The organism is Geodermatophilus sp. SYSU D00814 (assembly GCF_054050055.1).
Genome location: NZ_JBJGYP010000025.1, coordinates 20,634 through 38,215, shown reverse-complemented (window position 1 = coordinate 38,215; position 17,582 = coordinate 20,634). Strand labels below are relative to the sequence as shown.

Annotated in this window: 15 protein-coding genes; 12 read left to right on the top strand and 3 right to left on the bottom strand. The window is 77.2% G+C overall.

From position 1 onward, the window contains the following. Positions 1–230: 230 nt before the first annotated feature. Positions 231–1,025 (bottom strand): enoyl-CoA hydratase-related protein, encoded by a 795-nt coding sequence (locus ACI780_RS18455; RefSeq protein ID WP_457004818.1) that lies wholly within the window; start codon positions 1,023–1,025, stop codon positions 231–233. Positions 1,026–1,182: 157 nt separating this feature from the next. On the opposite strand from ACI780_RS18455, the gene efeO reads away from it, so the two are divergent. The 4 genes from efeO to ACI780_RS18435 all read left to right on the top strand — a co-directional run bounded on the left by efeO (position 1,183) and on the right by ACI780_RS18435 (position 6,972). Beyond that, positions 1,183–2,052 carry an iron uptake system protein EfeO gene (gene efeO, locus ACI780_RS18450; protein WP_457004816.1) on the top strand — a complete coding sequence of 290 codons (870 nt, stop codon included), beginning with the start codon at positions 1,183–1,185 and terminating at the stop codon, positions 2,050–2,052. Beyond that, entirely contained in the window at positions 2,049–3,332 is a 1,284-nt protein-coding gene (gene efeB, locus ACI780_RS18445; RefSeq protein WP_457004814.1) for an iron uptake transporter deferrochelatase/peroxidase subunit, read from the top strand. The genes efeO and efeB overlap by 4 nt, the downstream gene beginning before the upstream one ends. 254 nt (positions 3,333–3,586) lie before the next feature. Continuing rightward, complete coding sequence (locus ACI780_RS18440) at positions 3,587–5,326, top strand: serine/threonine protein kinase (protein ID WP_457004812.1); 1,740 nt, start codon at positions 3,587–3,589, stop codon at positions 5,324–5,326. A 14-nt stretch (positions 5,327–5,340) separates the two neighbouring features. Beyond that, a complete protein-coding gene (locus tag ACI780_RS18435; RefSeq protein ID WP_457004810.1) occupies positions 5,341–6,972 on the top strand; it encodes a serine/threonine protein kinase in 1,632 nt (543 codons plus the stop codon). A 41-nt stretch (positions 6,973–7,013) separates the two neighbouring features. Here the strand turns inward: ACI780_RS18435 and ACI780_RS18430 are convergent, their stop codons facing one another. After that, positions 7,014–7,760, bottom strand: coding sequence for a hypothetical protein (locus ACI780_RS18430; RefSeq protein WP_457004808.1), 747 nt, complete (start codon positions 7,758–7,760; stop codon positions 7,014–7,016). Positions 7,761–8,054: 294 nt separating this feature from the next. On the opposite strand from ACI780_RS18430, the gene ACI780_RS18425 reads away from it, so the two are divergent. The 7 genes from ACI780_RS18425 (at position 8,055) to ACI780_RS18395 (ending at position 16,205) form a co-directional block, all read left to right on the top strand. Continuing rightward, positions 8,055–9,338: a competence/damage-inducible protein A gene (locus tag ACI780_RS18425; RefSeq protein ID WP_457004806.1), complete on the top strand. Its 1,284-nt coding sequence runs from the start codon at positions 8,055–8,057 to the stop codon at positions 9,336–9,338. 49 nt (positions 9,339–9,387) lie between these two features. Then, a complete protein-coding gene (locus ACI780_RS18420; protein WP_457004804.1) occupies positions 9,388–9,783 on the top strand; it encodes an SRPBCC family protein in 396 nt (131 codons plus the stop codon). Between the two features lie 111 nt (positions 9,784–9,894). Next, on the top strand, positions 9,895–11,088 hold the full coding sequence (locus ACI780_RS18415; protein ID WP_457004802.1) for a DUF222 domain-containing protein: 1,194 nt from the start codon (positions 9,895–9,897) through the stop codon (positions 11,086–11,088). A 131-nt stretch (positions 11,089–11,219) separates the two neighbouring features. Then, a complete protein-coding gene (locus tag ACI780_RS18410; protein WP_456872094.1) occupies positions 11,220–12,848 on the top strand; it encodes an acyl-CoA dehydrogenase family protein in 1,629 nt (542 codons plus the stop codon). Between the two features lie 164 nt (positions 12,849–13,012). Then, positions 13,013–15,115: a putative bifunctional diguanylate cyclase/phosphodiesterase gene (locus ACI780_RS18405; RefSeq protein ID WP_456872095.1), complete on the top strand. Its 2,103-nt coding sequence runs from the start codon at positions 13,013–13,015 to the stop codon at positions 15,113–15,115. Positions 15,116–15,207: 92 nt separating this feature from the next. Next, positions 15,208–15,912 (top strand): NYN domain-containing protein, encoded by a 705-nt coding sequence (locus ACI780_RS18400; RefSeq protein ID WP_456872096.1) that lies wholly within the window; start codon positions 15,208–15,210, stop codon positions 15,910–15,912. A 56-nt stretch (positions 15,913–15,968) separates the two neighbouring features. Further along, complete coding sequence (locus tag ACI780_RS18395) at positions 15,969–16,205, top strand: hypothetical protein (RefSeq protein ID WP_457004799.1); 237 nt, start codon at positions 15,969–15,971, stop codon at positions 16,203–16,205. Positions 16,206–16,212: 7 nt separating this feature from the next. Here ACI780_RS18395 and ACI780_RS18390 read toward each other — a convergent pair whose 3' ends face one another. Then, positions 16,213–16,710 (bottom strand): ATP-binding protein, encoded by a 498-nt coding sequence (locus tag ACI780_RS18390; protein WP_456872120.1) that lies wholly within the window; start codon positions 16,708–16,710, stop codon positions 16,213–16,215. Between the two features lie 174 nt (positions 16,711–16,884). Here ACI780_RS18390 and ACI780_RS18385 point away from each other — a divergent pair, with 174 nt between their 5' ends. Next, positions 16,885–17,580 carry a GAF and ANTAR domain-containing protein gene (locus ACI780_RS18385; protein ID WP_457004797.1) on the top strand — a complete coding sequence of 232 codons (696 nt, stop codon included), beginning with the start codon at positions 16,885–16,887 and terminating at the stop codon, positions 17,578–17,580. Positions 17,581–17,582 lie beyond the last annotated feature (2 nt).

Here is a 17,582-nt window from a genome sequence, read left to right as displayed (position 1 = left end):
GAGCCCGACGGCCGCCGCCAGGCTGCCGGCCCACCACAGCACGGCCGCCAGCCGCACGCCGACCGGGCGCCGCGCCTCCGGCGGGGCCAGCGGCAGGGCCACGGAGCTCGCCGTGGCCGGCCGGGGCGGCGGCCGCCGCCCCGCGCGCCCGTCCGGCAGCGGCCGCGCGGGCAGCGGCTGCTCCCCGGCGTCCCGCGGTGTGCCGGCCCGCGGCACCGGCCCGTGCTCCGTCACCGGCCGGTGAAGCGCGGCGGCCGCTTGGCGAGGAACGCCTCGACCGCCTCGGCGTGGTCGGCGGTGCGCCCCAGCTCGGTCTGCAGCCGCGCCTCGAGGGCCAGCGTGTCCGCCAGCGGGTCGGTGGCCGCGGTGGCCAGCACCGTCTTCAGCGCGCGGTAGGCCGCCGTCGGGCCGCCGGCCAGCCGCTGCGCCAGCGCCCGCGCCTCGTCCGCGACCTGCTCGGGCACGACCACGCGGTGCACCAGCCCCCACCGCAGCGCGTCCTCCGCGGGGAACGGGTCGGGCAGGAGCAGCAGCTCGGTGGCCCGGCCGACGCCGACGCTGTGCACCAGGCGGGAGGCCAGCCCCGAGTCGCTGGACAGCCCGATGCCGGTGAACGCGGTGGTGAACTTGGCGCCGGCCGCGGCCACCCGCAGGTCGCCGGCCATGGCGATGCCCAGGCCCGCCCCGGCACACGCCCCGTTGATCCCGACGACGACGGGCACCCGCAGCGCGGCCAGTTCCAGCAGCAGCGGGTTGTACTCCTCCTCCACCACCGACAGCGACGTCGCGGCGTCCCCGCGCAGCGACTCGACGTGCTCGGCGAGGTCCTGGCCGACGCAGAACGCCCGGCCGGTGCCGGTGAGCAGCACCGCGCGCACCGACGCGTCGGCGGCGACGTCCCGGACCACCGCGAGCAGCTCCCGGCGCCCCACGCGGGTCAGTCCCGGTCGCCGGAGGGTGATCGTCGCGACGCCGCCGGCGTCCTCGCGGGTCACCGTGGTCGGGGTCACCGTCGTCTCGGACATGCCGCCACCCTGCCACGCGCCCGGACCGCCGCCGAGCGCCGCCGTGCCGGGGGACCCGGGCCGGCCGCAGCCGGTCAGTAAGGTGTGCCTTGCCTCAGTCACCCCTCCGGCGCCGGTCCGGCCCGGACCCCTCCCCAGCCGTCGGAGACCTCCCCGCATGTCCGCGCGCGACCGCCGCCTCCCCCTGCTCACCGCCGGCCTGCTGGCCGCGCTAACCACCGCCGCCTGCTCGGCCGCCGACGGCAGTTCCAGCGAGCGCACCGTGACCGGCGGGGCGGCGCAGCCGGCGGAGGACGCGGCGCTCGCGCAGGCCGGCGCCGACTACCAGCGGTACGTGCAGGACCAGACCGGCGTGCTGCTGGAGCAGACCACCGCCTTCGTGGCCGCGGTGCAGGCCGGCGACGTCGAGGGCGCCCAGGCCCTTTACCCGGTGGCCCGCACCCCCTGGGAGCGGATCGAGCCGGTGGCCGAGAGCTTCGGCGACCTCGACCCGGTCATCGACGGCCGCGAGGGCGACCAGGCCGAGGGCGAGGACTTCACCGGGTTCCACCGCATCGAGCAGGCGCTGTGGGTCGGCGGCACCACCGAGGGCATGGCGCCCTACGCCGACCGGCTGCTGTCCGACGTGCGGCAGGTCGTCGACCGGGCGAACGCGACGACGCTGGAGCCGCTGCAGCTGGCCAACGGCGCCAAGGCCCTCCTCGACGAGATCGCCACCGGCAAGATCACCGGGGAGGAGGAGCGGTACTCGCACACCGACCTGTGGGACCTCGCCGCCAACCTCGAGGGCTCCGAGGCCGCCGTCCAGGCGCTGCGCCCCCACCTCGAGGAGGCCGACCCCGACCTGGTGGCGGAGATCGACGAGCGGTTCGCCGCCACCCGGGCCGAGCTGGAGCAGTACCGCACCGACGGCGGCTGGACCCCGCACGACCAGCTGACCGAGGAGCAGCTGCGCGGCCTGTCCGACGCCGTCACCGCGCTGTCGGAGTCGGTCGGCAGGGTCGCGGCGGTCGTCGCCGGACGATGACCGGGCCGACCTCCGACCGGGCGGGCCTGTCCCGCCGCCGCCTGCTCGGCGCCCTCGGCGCCGGCACCGCCGGTGTCCTCGCCGCGGGCACGGCCGGCGGGGTCATCGGCCGGGCCACCGCCGACGACGCCCCCGCGGCGGTCACCGCCGACGACGCGGTGCCCTTCCACGGCGAGCACCAGGCCGGCATCGTCACGCCCGCCCAGGACCGGCTGCACTTCGTCGCCCTCGACGTCACCACCGACAGCCGCGAGGACCTCGTCGCGCTGCTGCGGGACTGGACCGCCGCCGCCCGCCGGATGACCGCCGGGCAGGACGCCGGCGAGGTCGGCGCGGTCGACGGCGACCGGTACGCGCCCCCGGACGACACCGGCGAGGCGGTCGGCCTGCCGGCGTCCGGGCTGACCCTGACCGTCGGCTTCGGGCCCACTCTCTTCACCACCGCCGACGGCGTCGACCGCTTCGGCCTGGCCGCCCGCCGCCCGGCGCCGCTGGTCGAGCTGCCGTCCTTCCCCGGCGACCAGCTCGACCCGGCGACCAGCGGCGGCGACCTGTGCGTCCAGGCCTGCGCCAACGACCCGCAGGTCGCCGTCCACGCGGTGCGCAACCTGGTCCGCCTCGGCGCCGGGGCGGTGAGCGCGCGCTGGTCGCAGCTGGGCTTCGGCCGGACGTCGTCGACCAGCACCGGGCAGGCCACCCCGCGCAACCTGTTCGGCTTCAAGGACGGCACCGACAACCTCAAGGCCGAGAACCCCGGCGCGCTCGACCGGTTCGTGTGGGTCGGGGACGGCGACGTCGACTGGCTGCGCGGGGGGTCCTACCTGGTCACGCGGCGGATCCGGATGCTCGTCGAGCCGTGGGACAGCGCCACGCTCGACGAGCAGGAGCGCACCATCGGCCGCACCAAGGGCACCGGCGCGCCGCTGGGGCAGCGGGCGGAGTTCGACCCGGTCGACCTCGCGGCGCAGGTCGACGGCCGGCCCGCGATCCCGGAGACCAGCCACGTCTTCCTCGCCCACCCGGCCAACGCCGGGACGGCGATCCTGCGGCGCGGCTACAGCTTCGTCGACGGCTCCGACGGCCTCGGCCGGCTCGACGCCGGGTTGTTCTTCATCGCCTTCCAGCGCGACCCGGAGACCGGGTTCGTGCAGGTGCAGCGCAACCTGCGGCACGACGCGATGAACGAGTACGTCCGGCACACCTCCTCGGCGGTCTTCGCCTGCCCGCCGGGCGTGCGCGACGCCGGCGACTGGTGGGGGCGGGCACTCCTCAGCGGCTGAGGGAGGACCCCGCTGCACCCCACCCCTCGCGCGCTCGGTGCGGGCCCTGCACCGGGGCCGGTTCCAGCCGGTCACCGGGGTGTCGTCGGCGCGTCGGCATGTCGATGCGCAGCCGTGACGCAGGAGACTCCCCGGACGGGTGGTGCTCCTGGGAACATGTGTGGTCCCGGAGGGTGCGGGCACTCCGGTGGAGGGTGCGACGTCCCCGGGTGGACGGCGTCGGCAGCAGGGCCGGCAGGGATGGGAGAGCTCCCGTGGTGGAACCGGGTCGCCGGATGGTCGGTGACCGCTACGAGCTCGTCGCGCTCATCGCCGCCGGTGGCATGGGTCAGGTGTGGCGGGCCACCGACCTGCTGCTGCACCGCCCGGTCGCGGTCAAGGTGCTGCGCAGCGAGTACACCGGCGACCCGACGTTCCTGGCCCGCTTCCGCGCCGAGGCGCAGCACGCGGCGGCGCTGAGCCACCCCAACATCGCCGCGGTCTACGACTACGGCGAGACCGAGGCCGGCGACACCGGCGAGCAGCTGGCCTACCTGGTCATGGAGCTGGTCGAGGGGCAGCCGCTGTCGTCGCTGCTGCGCCAGGAGGGCCGGCTCGACACCGCCACCACGCTGTCGGTCCTCGGGCAGACCGCCGCCGCCCTCGCCGAGGCCCACCGGGCGGGGCTGGTCCACCGCGACGTGAAGCCCGGCAACATCCTGGTCCGGCCCGACGGCAGCGTGAAGATCACCGACTTCGGCATCGCCTGGTCGGCCGGCAGCGTGCCGCTGACCCGCACCGGCCAGGTCATCGGCACGCCGCAGTACCTCTCGCCCGAGCAGGCCGAGGGGCACCTGGCCACCCCCGCCAGCGACGTCTACGCCCTCGGCCTGGTCGGCTACGAGTGCCTCGCCGGGCACCCGGCCTTCGACGGCGACAACGCGGTCACCATCGCGCTCAAGCAGCTGCGGTCCCACCCCGAGCCGCTGCCCGACGACCTGCCCGGCGGGGTCCGCACGCTCATCGGCCGCGCCCTGTCGAAGGACCCGGCGGCGCGGATGCCCGACGGCGCGGCGTTCGCCGCCGCGGTCGAGGACGCCCGCGCCGGCCGGCTGCCGGACCCGGCACCCCCCGTGCCGACGGTCCCCGGGCCGTCAGCCGTCGACGCGGGGCCGGCCACCGAGGTCGCGCACCCGCCGCCCGGCGCCCCGGCCGCCCGGCCGCGCCGCAGCCCGCCGTCGCGGCCCCGCCGCCGGGCCGCCGCCGTCCTGGTGCCGCTGCTGGCCCTCCTGCTCGGCGCGGGGCTGGCCGCGGCGGTGTTCTCCGCGCTGACCGACCGCACCCCGCCGACCGTCGCCGCCGCGCAGACGCAGGAGGAGGACGAGCAGGGCGTGCTGGTCCGGGAGGACGACTTCGTCGGCCGGCCGGTCGAGGACGTCGCCACCCAGCTGTCCGCGCTCGGGCTCACCGTCGAGCGCCGCGAGCAGGTCACCGACCGCACCGTCCCGGGCGTCGTCACCGCGGTCTCCCCCAGCGGCGTCGTCCTGGGGCCCGGCGACGACGTCGTCGTGACCTACGCCGTGGCGCCGCCGAGCGACTCCGGGTGGTGGGACGGCGACACCGACCGGGGCGACTGGTCGCCGGTGTCCGGCGCCGCCGTCCCCGGCCAGGTGGAGCAGCCCGTCGCGCAGCCGACCGGCACCACCGACGGGACCCCCGCCCCCTCGCCGGAGGCGACCGGGTCGCCGACCCCGCCCACCGCTCCGGCGACGGCGACGACGACACCGGGCGGCCCGGCCGGGGGGACGACGTCGCCGACCACCGCGGCCGGGTCGCTGACCCCGGGGGCGCCCACCACCCGGACGCCGACGACGGCCCCGACCACGACCACGACCCGGACGCCGCCGAGCGACCCGGCCACGACGTCGTCGCCCGGCGGCTCGAGTTCCGAGCCCGGCGGGTCCTCCACGGCGAGCGGCACCTCGCCGGCTGGGGCAGGATCCCCGCAGGCCTGATCGAGGGAGCGGCGGTGAGCGGGAGCGGGGTGCGGGTGATCGGGGGCCGCTACGCGCTCGAGGGCCTCATCGCCACCGGCGGGATGGGGCAGGTCTGGCGGGGGCGGGACACGCTGCTCGACCGCCCGGTCGCGGTCAAGCTGCTGCGCGCGGAGTACAGCGGCGACGACACCGTGCGCACCCGCTTCCGCACCGAGGCCCAGCTCGCCGGCCGCCTCACGCACCGCAACATCGCCGCGCTGTTCGACTACGGCGAGCAGGTCGACGGGGACGGCGTGGTCTGCGCCCACCTGGTCATGGAGCTGGTCGACGGCGAGCCGCTGTCGGCCCTGCTCGCCCGCGAGGGGCCGCTGCCGCCGGACCGCGTGCTGGACCTGGTCGGCCAGACGGCCGCGGGCCTGGCCGCCGCCCACGCCGCCGGGGTGGTGCACCGCGACGTCAAGCCGGGCAACCTCCTCGTCGGCCGCGACGGCGTCGTCCGGATCACCGACTTCGGCATCGCGTGGTCGGCCGGCAGCATGCCGCTGACCCGCACCGGCCAGGTGGTCGGCACCGCGCACTACCTCTCGCCCGAGCAGGCCGCCGGCGGCAAGGCCGGCCCGGCCAGCGACGTCTACGCGCTCGGCATGGTGGCGTGGGAGTGCCTGACCGGGCGGCGCGCCTTCGACGGCGAGAACCCCGTCCAGATCGCCCTGATGCAGATCCGCGAGGAGCCCGCGCCGCTGCCGGACGGCGTCCCCGCGCCGGTGCGCGAGCTGGTGGCGCGGATGCTGGTCAAGGACCCCGCCGGCCGTCCCGCCGACGGTGCGGCGCTGCTCGCCGTCGTCGACGCGGTCCGCTCGGGCAGCCCGCTGCCGCCGGCGCCGCCACCGGTGACCGCGCCGCTGCTGCTCCCCGCCCCGCCTCCGGCCGGGCGGCCGCCGCGCCGGCGGTACGTCGCCCGGGCGCTGGCGGCGGCCGGCACGCTCGCTGCCGGCGCCGTCCTGGGGGTGGGGGTGCTGCAGCTGGCCGGCACCGGGTCGGGAACGCCCCCGGCCGCCGTCGCCGACGCCGCCCCCGCGGGCGTCGACGTCCGCCGCGCCGAGGTGGTGGGGCGCGGCGCCGACGAGGTCGAGGACCAGCTGGTGGCCGCCGGCCTGCGGGTGACCCGGGTGACCGAGCAGAGCGCCGGCGCGACGGCGGGGACGGTGCTCGCGGTGACGCCGGTCGGGCGGCTGGCCCTCGGCGACCTGGTCACGCTGACCGTCGCGGTCGCACCGCCCCCCGCGGCGCCGTCCTCCTCGGCCCGGACCGGGGAGCCGGCACCGGCGGAGGACGAGGTGCCCTGGTCCCGGAACTGGCCGACGCGGGACGGCGGCGGGTACCCGGCCGGCGACGCGGGCTCCGGCGTCGTCTCGCCCGCGCCGGCCACCTCGGCGCCGGCCGCCCCCGAGGCCGCCGTCCCCGAGGTCGTCGTCCCGGCGCCGGTCGCTCCGGCCGTCCCCGCTCCCGACGAGGTCGACGAGGAGGACGACCCCGACGCCGGTGCGGACGCCGGCCCGGGCAACGGTGCCGGTCAGGGCAACGGCAACGCCGGGGGCAACGGCAACGGCAACGGGAACGGGAACGGCAACGGCGGGGGCAACGGCCGCGGACGCGACGGCTGACCCCGCCGTCGGTCGTGGTCGGCGGACCGGGCTGCGGCTGCTCAGCCCCGGCGGCGGGCCGGCGCCAGCCACACGGCCACCGCCAGCGCTCCCAGGGCCGCGGTGAGCAGGAAGCCGCGGTCGGAGTCGACCCGCGGCAGGGCGATGAGCACCCAGAACACCGCGAGGCCGGCGAGCCCGCCGACCGCGAGCCGCTCGGCCACGGCCGGGCGCAGCCGCCCGCCGGACAGCAGGCTCGCGGCCAGGCCGACGACGCCGCTCAGGGCGGCGAGCGTGGCGAACGCCGACCACAGCGGCAGGTCCGACCACAGGACCTGGCCGCCCAGGCGCAGCGCCAGCCCGAGCTCGAGCAGCACCAGGCCCACGACGCCGAGCCCCGTGGTGATCAGCACCGCCCGGTCGCGGGGGGTGCGGGGAGCGCGGGCCGTGCGCCGGGGAGGTGCCTCGGCGGCCGGCGCCGCGGGGGCCTCGGCCGGCGCGGCGGGCGGCGGGGGAGGGGGCGGGGTGCCGAAGAAGGAGTCCAGCGGGCCGGTGGGCTGCGGAGGTGCGGTGGCTCCGGTCCCGGCCGGCGGCACCACGGCGGTCGCCGCCTCCGCGTGGACGGGCTGCGGAGCGGTGTGCGGGTAGGCCGGCGGCGGCAGCGGGGCCGGGGCCGCGTGCGGCGGGTGCTCGGGCGCGGTGCCGACGGCGGTGGCGCCGTGCGCGGCGGGGTCGGCGGGAGCCGAACCCGCCGGCGGGACGGCGATCTCCTGCGTGCGCGGGCCGGCCGGTGGCGGCGAGGCGGTCACGGTCGTTCCTCCAAGCGGTCGGCGGTGGACCGGGTCGGGCCCTCCCCGGCACGCTATCCGGGGCGGGCGGCGGGACCCCGGAGGCGGGTCGGCGGGTCCGGTGTCGGGCCCCTGGTCCCCGCCCCCTGGTCCCCGCCGCCGCTGTGTTCTCGCGACCCGGGTGAGCACCTGCGGTCGCCGACACGGGCCGACGCGCCGTGACGGGCAGCGACGACTGCCCACTCGCCGGCGGGCCGCCGTGCGGGGACCGGCTGCGAGCGGCGGGGGCGAGGGGGTCCTCCTAGGGTCGGGCGGGTGGGCACGCGCGCGGGCATCGTCGTCACCGGCACCGAGGTCCTGACCGGCCGGGTCTCCGACCGCAACGGCCCGTGGCTGGCCGAGGAGCTGCGGCAGGCCGGCGTCGACGTCGGGGCCGTGCTGGTGGTCGGGGACCGGCCGGACGACATGCGCGGCGCGCTGACCTACTTCGCCTCCGCCGGCGTCGACCTGGTGGTCACCACCGGCGGGCTCGGCCCCACCGCCGACGACCTGACCGCCGCCGTCGTCGGCGAGTTCCAGGGGCGCCCCGTCGCCGTCGACGCCGAGCTCGAGCAGCGGGTCGGGGCGATCGTCGAGCGGCTCATGGCCCGCCGCGGCTGGCGGGCCGACCCCGAGGCGACCGCGGCCGGCGTCCGCAAGCAGGCGATGGTCCCCGCCGGCGCGGCGGTGCTGGAACCGGTCGGCACCGCGCCCGGGTTCGTCGTCCCACCGGCCGACGGGCGCGGCGGGCCCGTCGTCGTCGTGCTGCCCGGTCCGCCGTCGGAGCTGCAGGGCATGTGGCCGGCCGCCCTGGCCGTCGGGCCGGTGCGGACGGCGCTGGCCGGGGCCGGTGAGGTGCGGCAGGAGACCGTGCGGCTGTGGGGGACCCTGGAGGCCCAGCTCGCGGCCACGCTGCGCGAGCACGAGGCCGAGCTGGCCGGCCTGGAGATCACCACGTGCCTGCGCGAGGGCGAGCTGGAGATCGTGACCCGGTTCGCGCCCGGGGCGCAGCCGGCCTACGACCGGCTGGGCGCGGTGCTGGCCGAGGAGTACGCGGCGACGCTGTTCTCGACCGGCCCCACGCTCGACGACCTCGTCGCCGACGCGCTGCGCGACCAGGGACTCACCATCGCCACCGCCGAGTCGTGCACCGGCGGCCTGCTGGTCGCGCGGCTGATCGAGCGGGCGGGGTCCTCGGCCTGGGTGCTCGGCGGCATCACCTCCTACGCCAACTCGGCGAAGGAGCACCTGGTGGGCGTGCCGGGGGAGATGCTGGCCGAGTTCGGCGCCGTGAGCCCACAGGTGGCGCAGGCGCTGGCGGAGGGGGCGCGGGCGCGGTTCGGTGCCGACGTCGGCGTCGGCATCACCGGCATCGCCGGCCCGGGCGGTGGGACGCTGGAGAAGCCCGTGGGCACCGTGCACCTGTGCGTCGTCGGGCCGTCGGGGACCGAGGCGCGGTCGGTGCGGCTGCCGGGCTCGCGGACGGCGGTGCGCGAGCGGTCGGTCGTGCTCGCGCTGCACCTGCTGCGGCACCTGCTGCTGGGTGGCCCGCCGGCGTGAGGCTCGTGCCGGGTGCGTGCGGCGGGCCGGTCGCGGGCAGCACCTCCTCGTGACCACCGTGACGCTGCACGCCACCGGGCCACTGCCGCCGGCCGAGGTGTGGGAGCGCTACGCCGAGCCCGCGCGGTGGCCGACCTGGGCGCCGCAGATCACCGGCGTCCAGGTGCCGGTCGCCCGGCTGGCGGCCGGCGTGACCGGGCGGGTGCGCGGGCCGGTCGGGGTGACGCTGCCGTTCGTCGTCGAGTCGGTGGACGAGGCCGCGCGGCGGTGGTCGTGGACGGTGACGGCCGGTCCGGTGCGCCTGCACCTGCTGCACTGGGTCTCGCAGGGGCCCGACGGCGGCAGCACCACGGGCTTGCGCGTCTCCGGTCCACTGCCCGTCGTGGTCGGCTACGTGCCTCTCGCGCAGCTGGCGATCAGCCGGCTGGTGCGTCCGCTCGACTGACGCTGTCCGGCTCCTCGTGGGCCGTGTCAAGACGCCGCCCGGATCTGTGGACGAGCCTCTGACCTGCGGATACGGGTGGCGGGACGGTCTCCGTTCCGGTATCCTTCGTACATGTGTTCGGGTGAGTGGCAGGTGGGTGACGACGTGCTGGACGACGTCGCCGCGCTGGTGGCCGAGCGCAACCGGATCGACGCCGCCCTGGCCCGGCGGGTGCGGGCGGCGGAGCTGGCCCAGGCCCCGGAGCGCGACGGGCTGAAGTCCATGGCCTCGTGGCTGCGAGGGCACTGCCGACTCACCGACGCCGCGGCCGCCCGGCTGGTGACCGCCGGGCGGGCACTGGAGCACCTGCCCGTGCTCGCCGAGGCGCACGAGGCCGGCTGGGTGAGCGCCGAGCAGGTCGCCGAGGCCGCCCGGGTGGTCACCCCGCGCCGGCGGGCGGCGGCGGCCGCGCAGGGGGTGGACCTCGATGTGATCGACGCGGCGCTGACCCAGGTCGCGAGCGACGGCGAGCACGCCGACCTCGTGCTGGTCGTGAAGCGCTATTGCGACGCGCTCGACCCCGACGGCCCGGAGCCCGACCCCACCGAGGGCCGGTCGCTCACGCTGTCGAAGCACGCCGACGGCAGCCTGTCGTTCCGCGGGCACCTGGACGCCGTGGGTGGGGAGAAGCTGCAGGCGGCGCTGGAGGCGCACGTGCAGGCCGACCGCCCCGCCGGGGACGAGCGCACGCGGTCGCAGCGGCAGGGGGATGCGCTGGTGCAGCTGGCCGACAACTCGCTCGCGTCGGGGGACCTCCCCGTCCTGCGGACGGTGAAGCCGCACGTGGCCGTGCGGGTGGATCTCGACGACTTGGCCGACCCGGCGACCGGCGCGGGCGCGGCCACGATGGGGTTCGGTGCGGTGATCTCCGCCGCCCGGGCTCGCTGGCTGGCGTGTGACGGCGCAATCAGCCGGGTGGTGTTCGGCCCCGACGGGGTCCCGCTGGACCTCGGCAGGAGTCAGCGGCTGGTCAGCCGGCAGCTGCGCCGGGCGGTGGAGCTGCGCGACGGCGGCTGCGTGTTCACCGGCTGTGATGCGCCGAGCCACTGGGCCGACGTGCACCACCTGGTGCACTGGATCGACGGCGGCGAGACCAGCCTGGACAACAGCGCGCTGCTGTGCGAGCGGCACCACACCCAGGTCCACCACGGCTTCCGCGTCGCACGCCAACCCGACGGCCGATGGCGCACCTACAGACCCGACGGGTCGCAGATCAGCACCCCGGCACCCCTCGCCCCGACACCAGCCGTGCCCACCGCCGCCTGACACCACCTCGACCCGCACGGGACCCTGCCCTCCCGCCGTTCCACGTGGAACGGCGGGCCGGCGTGCGTGGCCGGCCGCAGGCGCACGGCGGGTGAGGACCGGGCGGCGGGGCAGGCCGTACGGTGCCGGCCGTGAGCGCCACGCACGAGGTCACCAACCAGGTCCCGCCACTGGCCGGGTACGACCCGATCGCCGGGGACGCGGTGCTGGCCGAGGCCTGCGTCCGGCACGCGGACCAGGCCACCCTCGCCTCGCTGGCCGACCTCGGGCGGGTGGCCGGGGGCGAGCAGGCGCGCGAGTGGGGCCGGCTGGCCGACGAGAACCGGCCCGTCCTGCGCACCCACGACCGCTACGGCCACCGGGTCGACGAGGTCGAGTTCCACCCCGCCTGGCACGAGCTGATGCGCACGGCGTTCGCGCACGGCCTCGCCGGCACCCCCTGGGCCGCGGCCGGCGCCGGCGACCGGCACGCCCACGTCCGCCGCGCCGTCGGCTACCTCGCCTGGACGCAGGTCGAGGCCGGTCACGGCTGCCCCGTGACGATGACCTATGCCGCCGTCCCCGCGCTGCGCGCCGCACCCGCGCTGGCGGACCGCTACGAGCCCGGCCTGACCGGCACCGGCTACGCCCCCGGGCTCACCGACCCCGCCGCCAAGCCCGGCCTCGTCGCCGGCATGGGCATGACCGAGAAGCAGGGCGGCTCCGACGTCCGCACCAACACCACCCGCGCGGTGCCGGCCGCCGACGGGACGTACGCGCTCACCGGTCACAAGTGGTTCACCAGCGCCCCGATGAGCGACCTCTTCCTCGTCCTCGCCCAGCTGCCCGAGGGCCTGTCCTGCTTCCTCGTCCCGCGGGTGCTCCCCGACGGCAGCCGCAACGTCTTCCGCCTGCAGCGGCTCAAGGACAAGCTGGGCGACCGCGCCAACGCCTCCAGCGAGGTCGAGTTCGACGGCACCACCGCCTGGCCGGTCGGCGACCCCGGCCGCGGTGTCCCGACGATCATCGAGATGGTCAACGCCACCCGCCTCGACTGCGTCGTCGGCTCGGCGGCCACCGTCCGCGCCGCCCTCACCCAGGCACTGCACCACGCCCGCCACCGCCGGGCCTTCGGTGCCCTGCTCGCCGACCAGCCGCTCATGCAGAACGTGCTCGCCGACCTCGCCGTCGAGAGCGAGGCCGCGACGGCGCTTGCGATCCGGCTGGCCGCCGCGGTCGACGGCGGCGAGACGGCGTTCCTCCGGCTGGCCGGCGCCGCGGCCAAGTTCCTCGTCTGCAAGCGGACCCCGGCCGTCGTCGGGGAGGCGATGGAGGTCCTCGGCGGCAACGGCTACGTCGAGGAGTCCGGCCTGCCACGGCTGTACCGGCAGGCACCGCTCAACAGCATCTGGGAGGGCTCGGGCAACGTCATCGCCCTCGACGTCCTGCGGGCGCTGGGCCGGTCGGGGGAGTCCCTCGCCGCGGTCACCGCCGAGCTCGAGCTCGCCCGCGGCGCCGACCCGCGCTTCGACGACGCCGTGAAGCGGCTCGCCGCCGAGCTCGGCGACCCCGACGCCCTGCCGCTGCGCGCCCGCCGCGTCGCGGGGCTGCTCGCCCTCTGCCTGCAGGCCTCGCTGCTGCTGCGGTACAGCCCGCCGGAGGTCGCCGACGCCTTCTGCGCCACCCGCCTGGGCGGCGACTGGGGCACGGTGCTGGGCACCCTCCCGGCCGGCGTGCCGGTGTCCCGCCTGGTCGAGCGGTCCGTCGTCGCCCCGGTGTGACGGAACGGGAGAGACGGCTGGGGCCGTCCTGTGCCCGACCCCGCGTCACTCCACTACTCTCGGACAGGCGTCGCGCACGGACCGACTTCCCATCCCGTCCCGGTCCGTTCCCGGAGGCGGCCCGCTGGGCGGGACCCGGAGTGCGGCAGGGGGAGAGAGAGCGCGTGCAGCAATCCGACCGTGCAGTCACCATCGCACCCCCGGACCTGCTCGCCAGTGTCCCCGACGCCGTCTGCCGCCTGGACGCCGAGTGGCGCTTCACCTGGGTGAACGCCGCCCTCGCCGAGCTGCTGCAGCGACCGCCGGGACGCCTGCTGGGCCGCCCGGTGCGCGACTGCGTCCCCGACGTCCTCGGCTCGGAGCTGCAGGCGCACGTGCACGCCGCCGTCGGCGAGGGCCGGCCGCGGGCCTTCGAGTACCTCTACGAGCCGCACGACCGGTGGTTCGAGGTGCGCGTCTCCCCGGACGCCCACGGTGGGGCCGTGGTCTTCCTCCGCGACGTCGACACCCGGTATCGCCAGCAGGCCGCACAGGCGCGCCGGCTGGAGCAGATGGCCGGCGTCCTCGACGCGCTGCCCTCCCCGACGGTCCTGCTCGACCGCGACGGCCGGATCCTCATGGTCAACCGGGTCTGGGCGGGCAACGCCCCCCGGGTGCGCGCGCACGGCTGGGAGCCGGCCGACGTCGGCGACGACTACGTGAGCCGGATCCGGCAGGGCCTCTCCCGGGCCGACGCCGATCGCATCGACGACGGGCTCCGGCTGCTGCGCACCGGGCCGGCCGACGTCGTCCCGCGCACGTTCGCCCACGACTACTCCCACGACCTCGGCGAGGACACCACCTGGTGGCGGCTGCAGGCCGCGCGCGTGGACGAGACCGGGCAGGTCGTCGTCACCCACACCGACGTCACCGAGCGTGCCCGCGGCGAGCGGCGGCTGGCCTGGCAGGCCTCCCACGACGACCTCACCGGCCTGCCCAACCGCGCCCGCGTCCTCGAGCTCATCGAGGAGGCGCTGGCCGACGAGTCCTCCCGCACCGCGCTGCTGTTCCTCGACCTCGACGGCTTCAAGACGGTCAACGACTCGCTCGGCCACGAGGTGGGCGACGAGCTGCTGCGCCAGGTGGGCGGCCGGCTGGTCGGCCAGGTCCGTCCCGACGACGCCGTCGCCCGGCTGGGCGGTGACCAGTTCGTCGTCCTGGCCCGGTCCTGCGACACCCCCGAGGCGGCCGCGCTCGCCTTCCGCCTGCAGCGCTCCTTCACCCGGCCGTTCAGCGCCGCCGGGCTGAGCGTGCCGGTGTCGGCGAGCATCGGCGTGGCCGTCGCCCAGCCCGGCCAGCGGCGCGCCCACCACCTGCTCAGCGACGCCGACGCCGCCGGCTACGCCGCCAAGGCGGCCGGCCGCGACCGGGTGCGGCTGTTCTCCCCCGACCTGCGCGACGCCGCCCGCTGGCGGATGGACGTCGCCACGCGGCTGCGCGACGGCGCCATGGACCAGTTCGTCGTCCACTACCAGCCCGTCGTGCGGCTCGACACCGGTGAGGTCGAGGGCGTCGAGGCGCTGCTGCGCTGGCAGCACCCCGAGCGCGGGCTGCTCGCCCCCGACGCCTTCCTCTCCGTCGCCGAGGAGACCGGGCAGCTCATCCCCATCACCCGCTGGCTGCTGCGCGAGACGACCCGCCAGGCCGCTGACTGGGCGCGGCAGGGCCTGGCCCTGCGCATGGCGGTCAACATCAGCGCGCGGCACTTCTCCGCCGAGACCCTCGTCCGCGACGTCCGCACCGCGCTCAAGGACTCCGGCCTGGACCCCGAGCAGCTGATGCTCGAGCTCACCGAGACCTCCGTCGCCGAGGACCCGACCCGCGCCGAGGACCAGCTCGCCGTGCTGCGCGGTTTCGGCGTCCGGGTCGCCATCGACGACTTCGGCACCGGCTGGTCCTCGCTGGCCCAGCTCATGGCCCTGCCCATCGGGACGCTGAAGATCGACCGCTCGCTCATCGCCGCCGCCGAGCGCCTGGCCTCCGGTGGCACCGGCGCGGTGCTCGGCGCCATCGTCGAGCTGGCGCACACCCTGGGCATCCGCTCGGTCGCCGAGGGCGTGGAGACCGCGGAGCACCTACGGATGGTCCGCGAGGCCGGCTGCGACTCCGCCCAGGGCTACCTGCTGGCCCGCCCGATGGCGGCCGCCGACGTCGAGCGCTGGGCGTACCGGGTGCGCGACGGCGGCGGCGACTCCTGCGCGATGGCCCTCGCCGGCCGGCTGGGCTGACCGGCCCGGTGCGCCGTCGCGCCGTCCGCCGGGCGACTGCACCGGCCGGGCCGCCCGTCCGCGTGCCGGAGGCGGCCGGGCAGACTGCCCCCGTGACCGAGACCAGCGTGGCCGAGGACCCCGTCGCGGCGGTGTCCGCCCTGCCCGACGACGAGCAGGGCCGCGGACGCCCGGCGCTGGACCTGCTCATCTGGGACGCGCCGAACATCGACATGACCCTGTCCACGGTCATCGGCGCCCGGCCCACCGCCGCCTCCCGGCCGCGCTTCGACGCGATCGCCGCGTGGTTCGTCGACGGCGCCGGCGACCCGGCCGCCCCGGACGCGCCCGAGGTCGAGGCCTGCGTCTTCGCCAACATCCCGCCCGTCGTCGGGTCGCTGCAGCGCTGGGTCGAGGCGCTGCGCGGGTTCGGCTACGCGGTGTTCGCCCGGCCCAAGGCCCAGCCCGACGACGACATCGACCAGGCGATGCTCGACCACATCGACGTCCGCCGGCACAGCCACCGGCTGCGCCGCCTGGTCGTCTTCTCCGGCGACGGGCGCAACTTCGCCGAGCCGCTGGAGGAGCTCGCGCGCGCCGGCACCCAGGTCGTCGTCGTCGCCTTCAGCGAGGTCGCCGGGTACGCCATCGGCTCGGACCTGCTGGAGTTCATCGACATCGAGGACGTGCCCGGCGCCTTCTCCGCGCCGCTGGACCGCGTCCGCCTCGACGCCCTCCCGCCCGACGGCGCGTGGCTGCGGCCCACCCGGAGCCTGCGCGACTTCGTGTCCTCCTGGACCGCCCGCCGCAGCGGCTGACACGCCCGGCGCCGGACGGCGGTGTCCGCGGTGGCCCGCCGGGGAACGACAGCCCCATGGCGGTCTGCGAGGTCTGCGGCAACGACTACGACATGAGCTTCGAGGTGGTGGCGCAGGGCGTCCGGCACACCTTCGACAGCTTCGAGTGCGCCATCCACCGCATGGCCCCGATCTGCGAGCACTGCGGGGTGAAGGTGATCGGCCACGGCGTCGTCGTCGAGGGGCAGTTCTACTGCTGCGCCCACTGCGCCCGCGCCGAACACCGCGACGCGGCGGTGGCCGACTCCGCCTGAGCGGCGGTCAGTCGCGCGGGATCTCCGGGCTGCGCGGCTCGGGGACCCGGTCGCCGATGCCCTCGAGCGGGGCCAGGCCCGAGGGCAGCCGCGCCCAGACGTGCTTGCGGCCGGGGCGGCGCTCCCAGCCGTAGTCGACCGACAGCTGCGCCACCAGGTGCAGCCCCATCCCGCCGAGGGAGGGGTCACGGTCGACGGCCGGCACCGGCGGGCGGTCGGGCGCCTCGTCGCTGAGGTCGAGCAGCCAGCCGGAGGGGCTGGCGACGACGAGGGCGCGCACGTCGCCGCCGCCGTGGCGCAGCGCGTTGGAGGCCAGCTCCTCGAAGACCAGCAGCAGGCCGTCGCGGGCGTCCTCGGTCGACGACGAGCTCACCGACGGGTGCGCGATGCGGGCCCGCAGGTCGGCGCGGACGCGGGAGACCACGTGCATGGCCTCCAGCTGCCAGTGCCAGACGTCACCCGCCACCGAGGGCACCGGCACCAGCGGCCACGCCTCCTGGGCCATCGTCACCCCTCGTGTCCCGTCTCCCGGCGCCTCACCGGCGTCCATCCTGACCGAAACCGCCGACGGCTGCAGCGGCGGCCCCCGGCGGGGGGACCCCGGCCAGGGCTGCGGCGAGACCCCGGCCCCGGGCCGCGGACTCCCCGGCGGGCCCCCGCGCCGGGCAGGATGGCGCCCGTGGAGGACCTCTGGCGGGCACTGAGCAGGCTGCAGCTGGTCAACCGGGAGCTGTCCGACGTCCTCGGTGAGGTGACCCGGCTGGCGGCCGAGCAGGTGCCCGGCGTGGACGCGGCGTCGATCACCCTCGTCCGCGGCGACACCCCGCTCACCGCGGCGCACCACGGCGACATGGCGCTGGCGGCCGACGAGATGCAGTACGAGCGCGGGCACGGCCCCTGCCTCGACGCCGGCCGCGGCGGCGTGCAGCTGCGCATCGACGACATGCGCACCGAGACGCGCTGGCCGGACTACACCGCCCGGGTGGTCGACGTCGGCGTCCTCAGCTCGCTGTCCACGCCGCTGCCCTACCAGGGCACCTCGATCGGCGCCCTGAACCTCTACGCGACCCGGGTCGACGCCTTCGTCTCCGCCGACGCCGCCGAGGCGGCCCGCGAGGTGGCCGAGGCCGTGGCGGTCGCCGTCGCCAACGCCGACGCGCACGCCACGCTCGGCGACCACGCCCGCAACATGGAGCTGGCGATGCAGTCGCGAGCGGTCATCGAGCAGGCCAAGGGCGTCCTCATGGCCCAGCGGGGGGTCGACGCCGAGGGCGCCTTCGACATGCTGCGCGCGGCCTCGCAGCGCTACAACCGCAAGCTGCGCGACATCGCCGCGGGCATCGTCGCCTCCACCCAGGGCACGCCGCCCGCCTGACC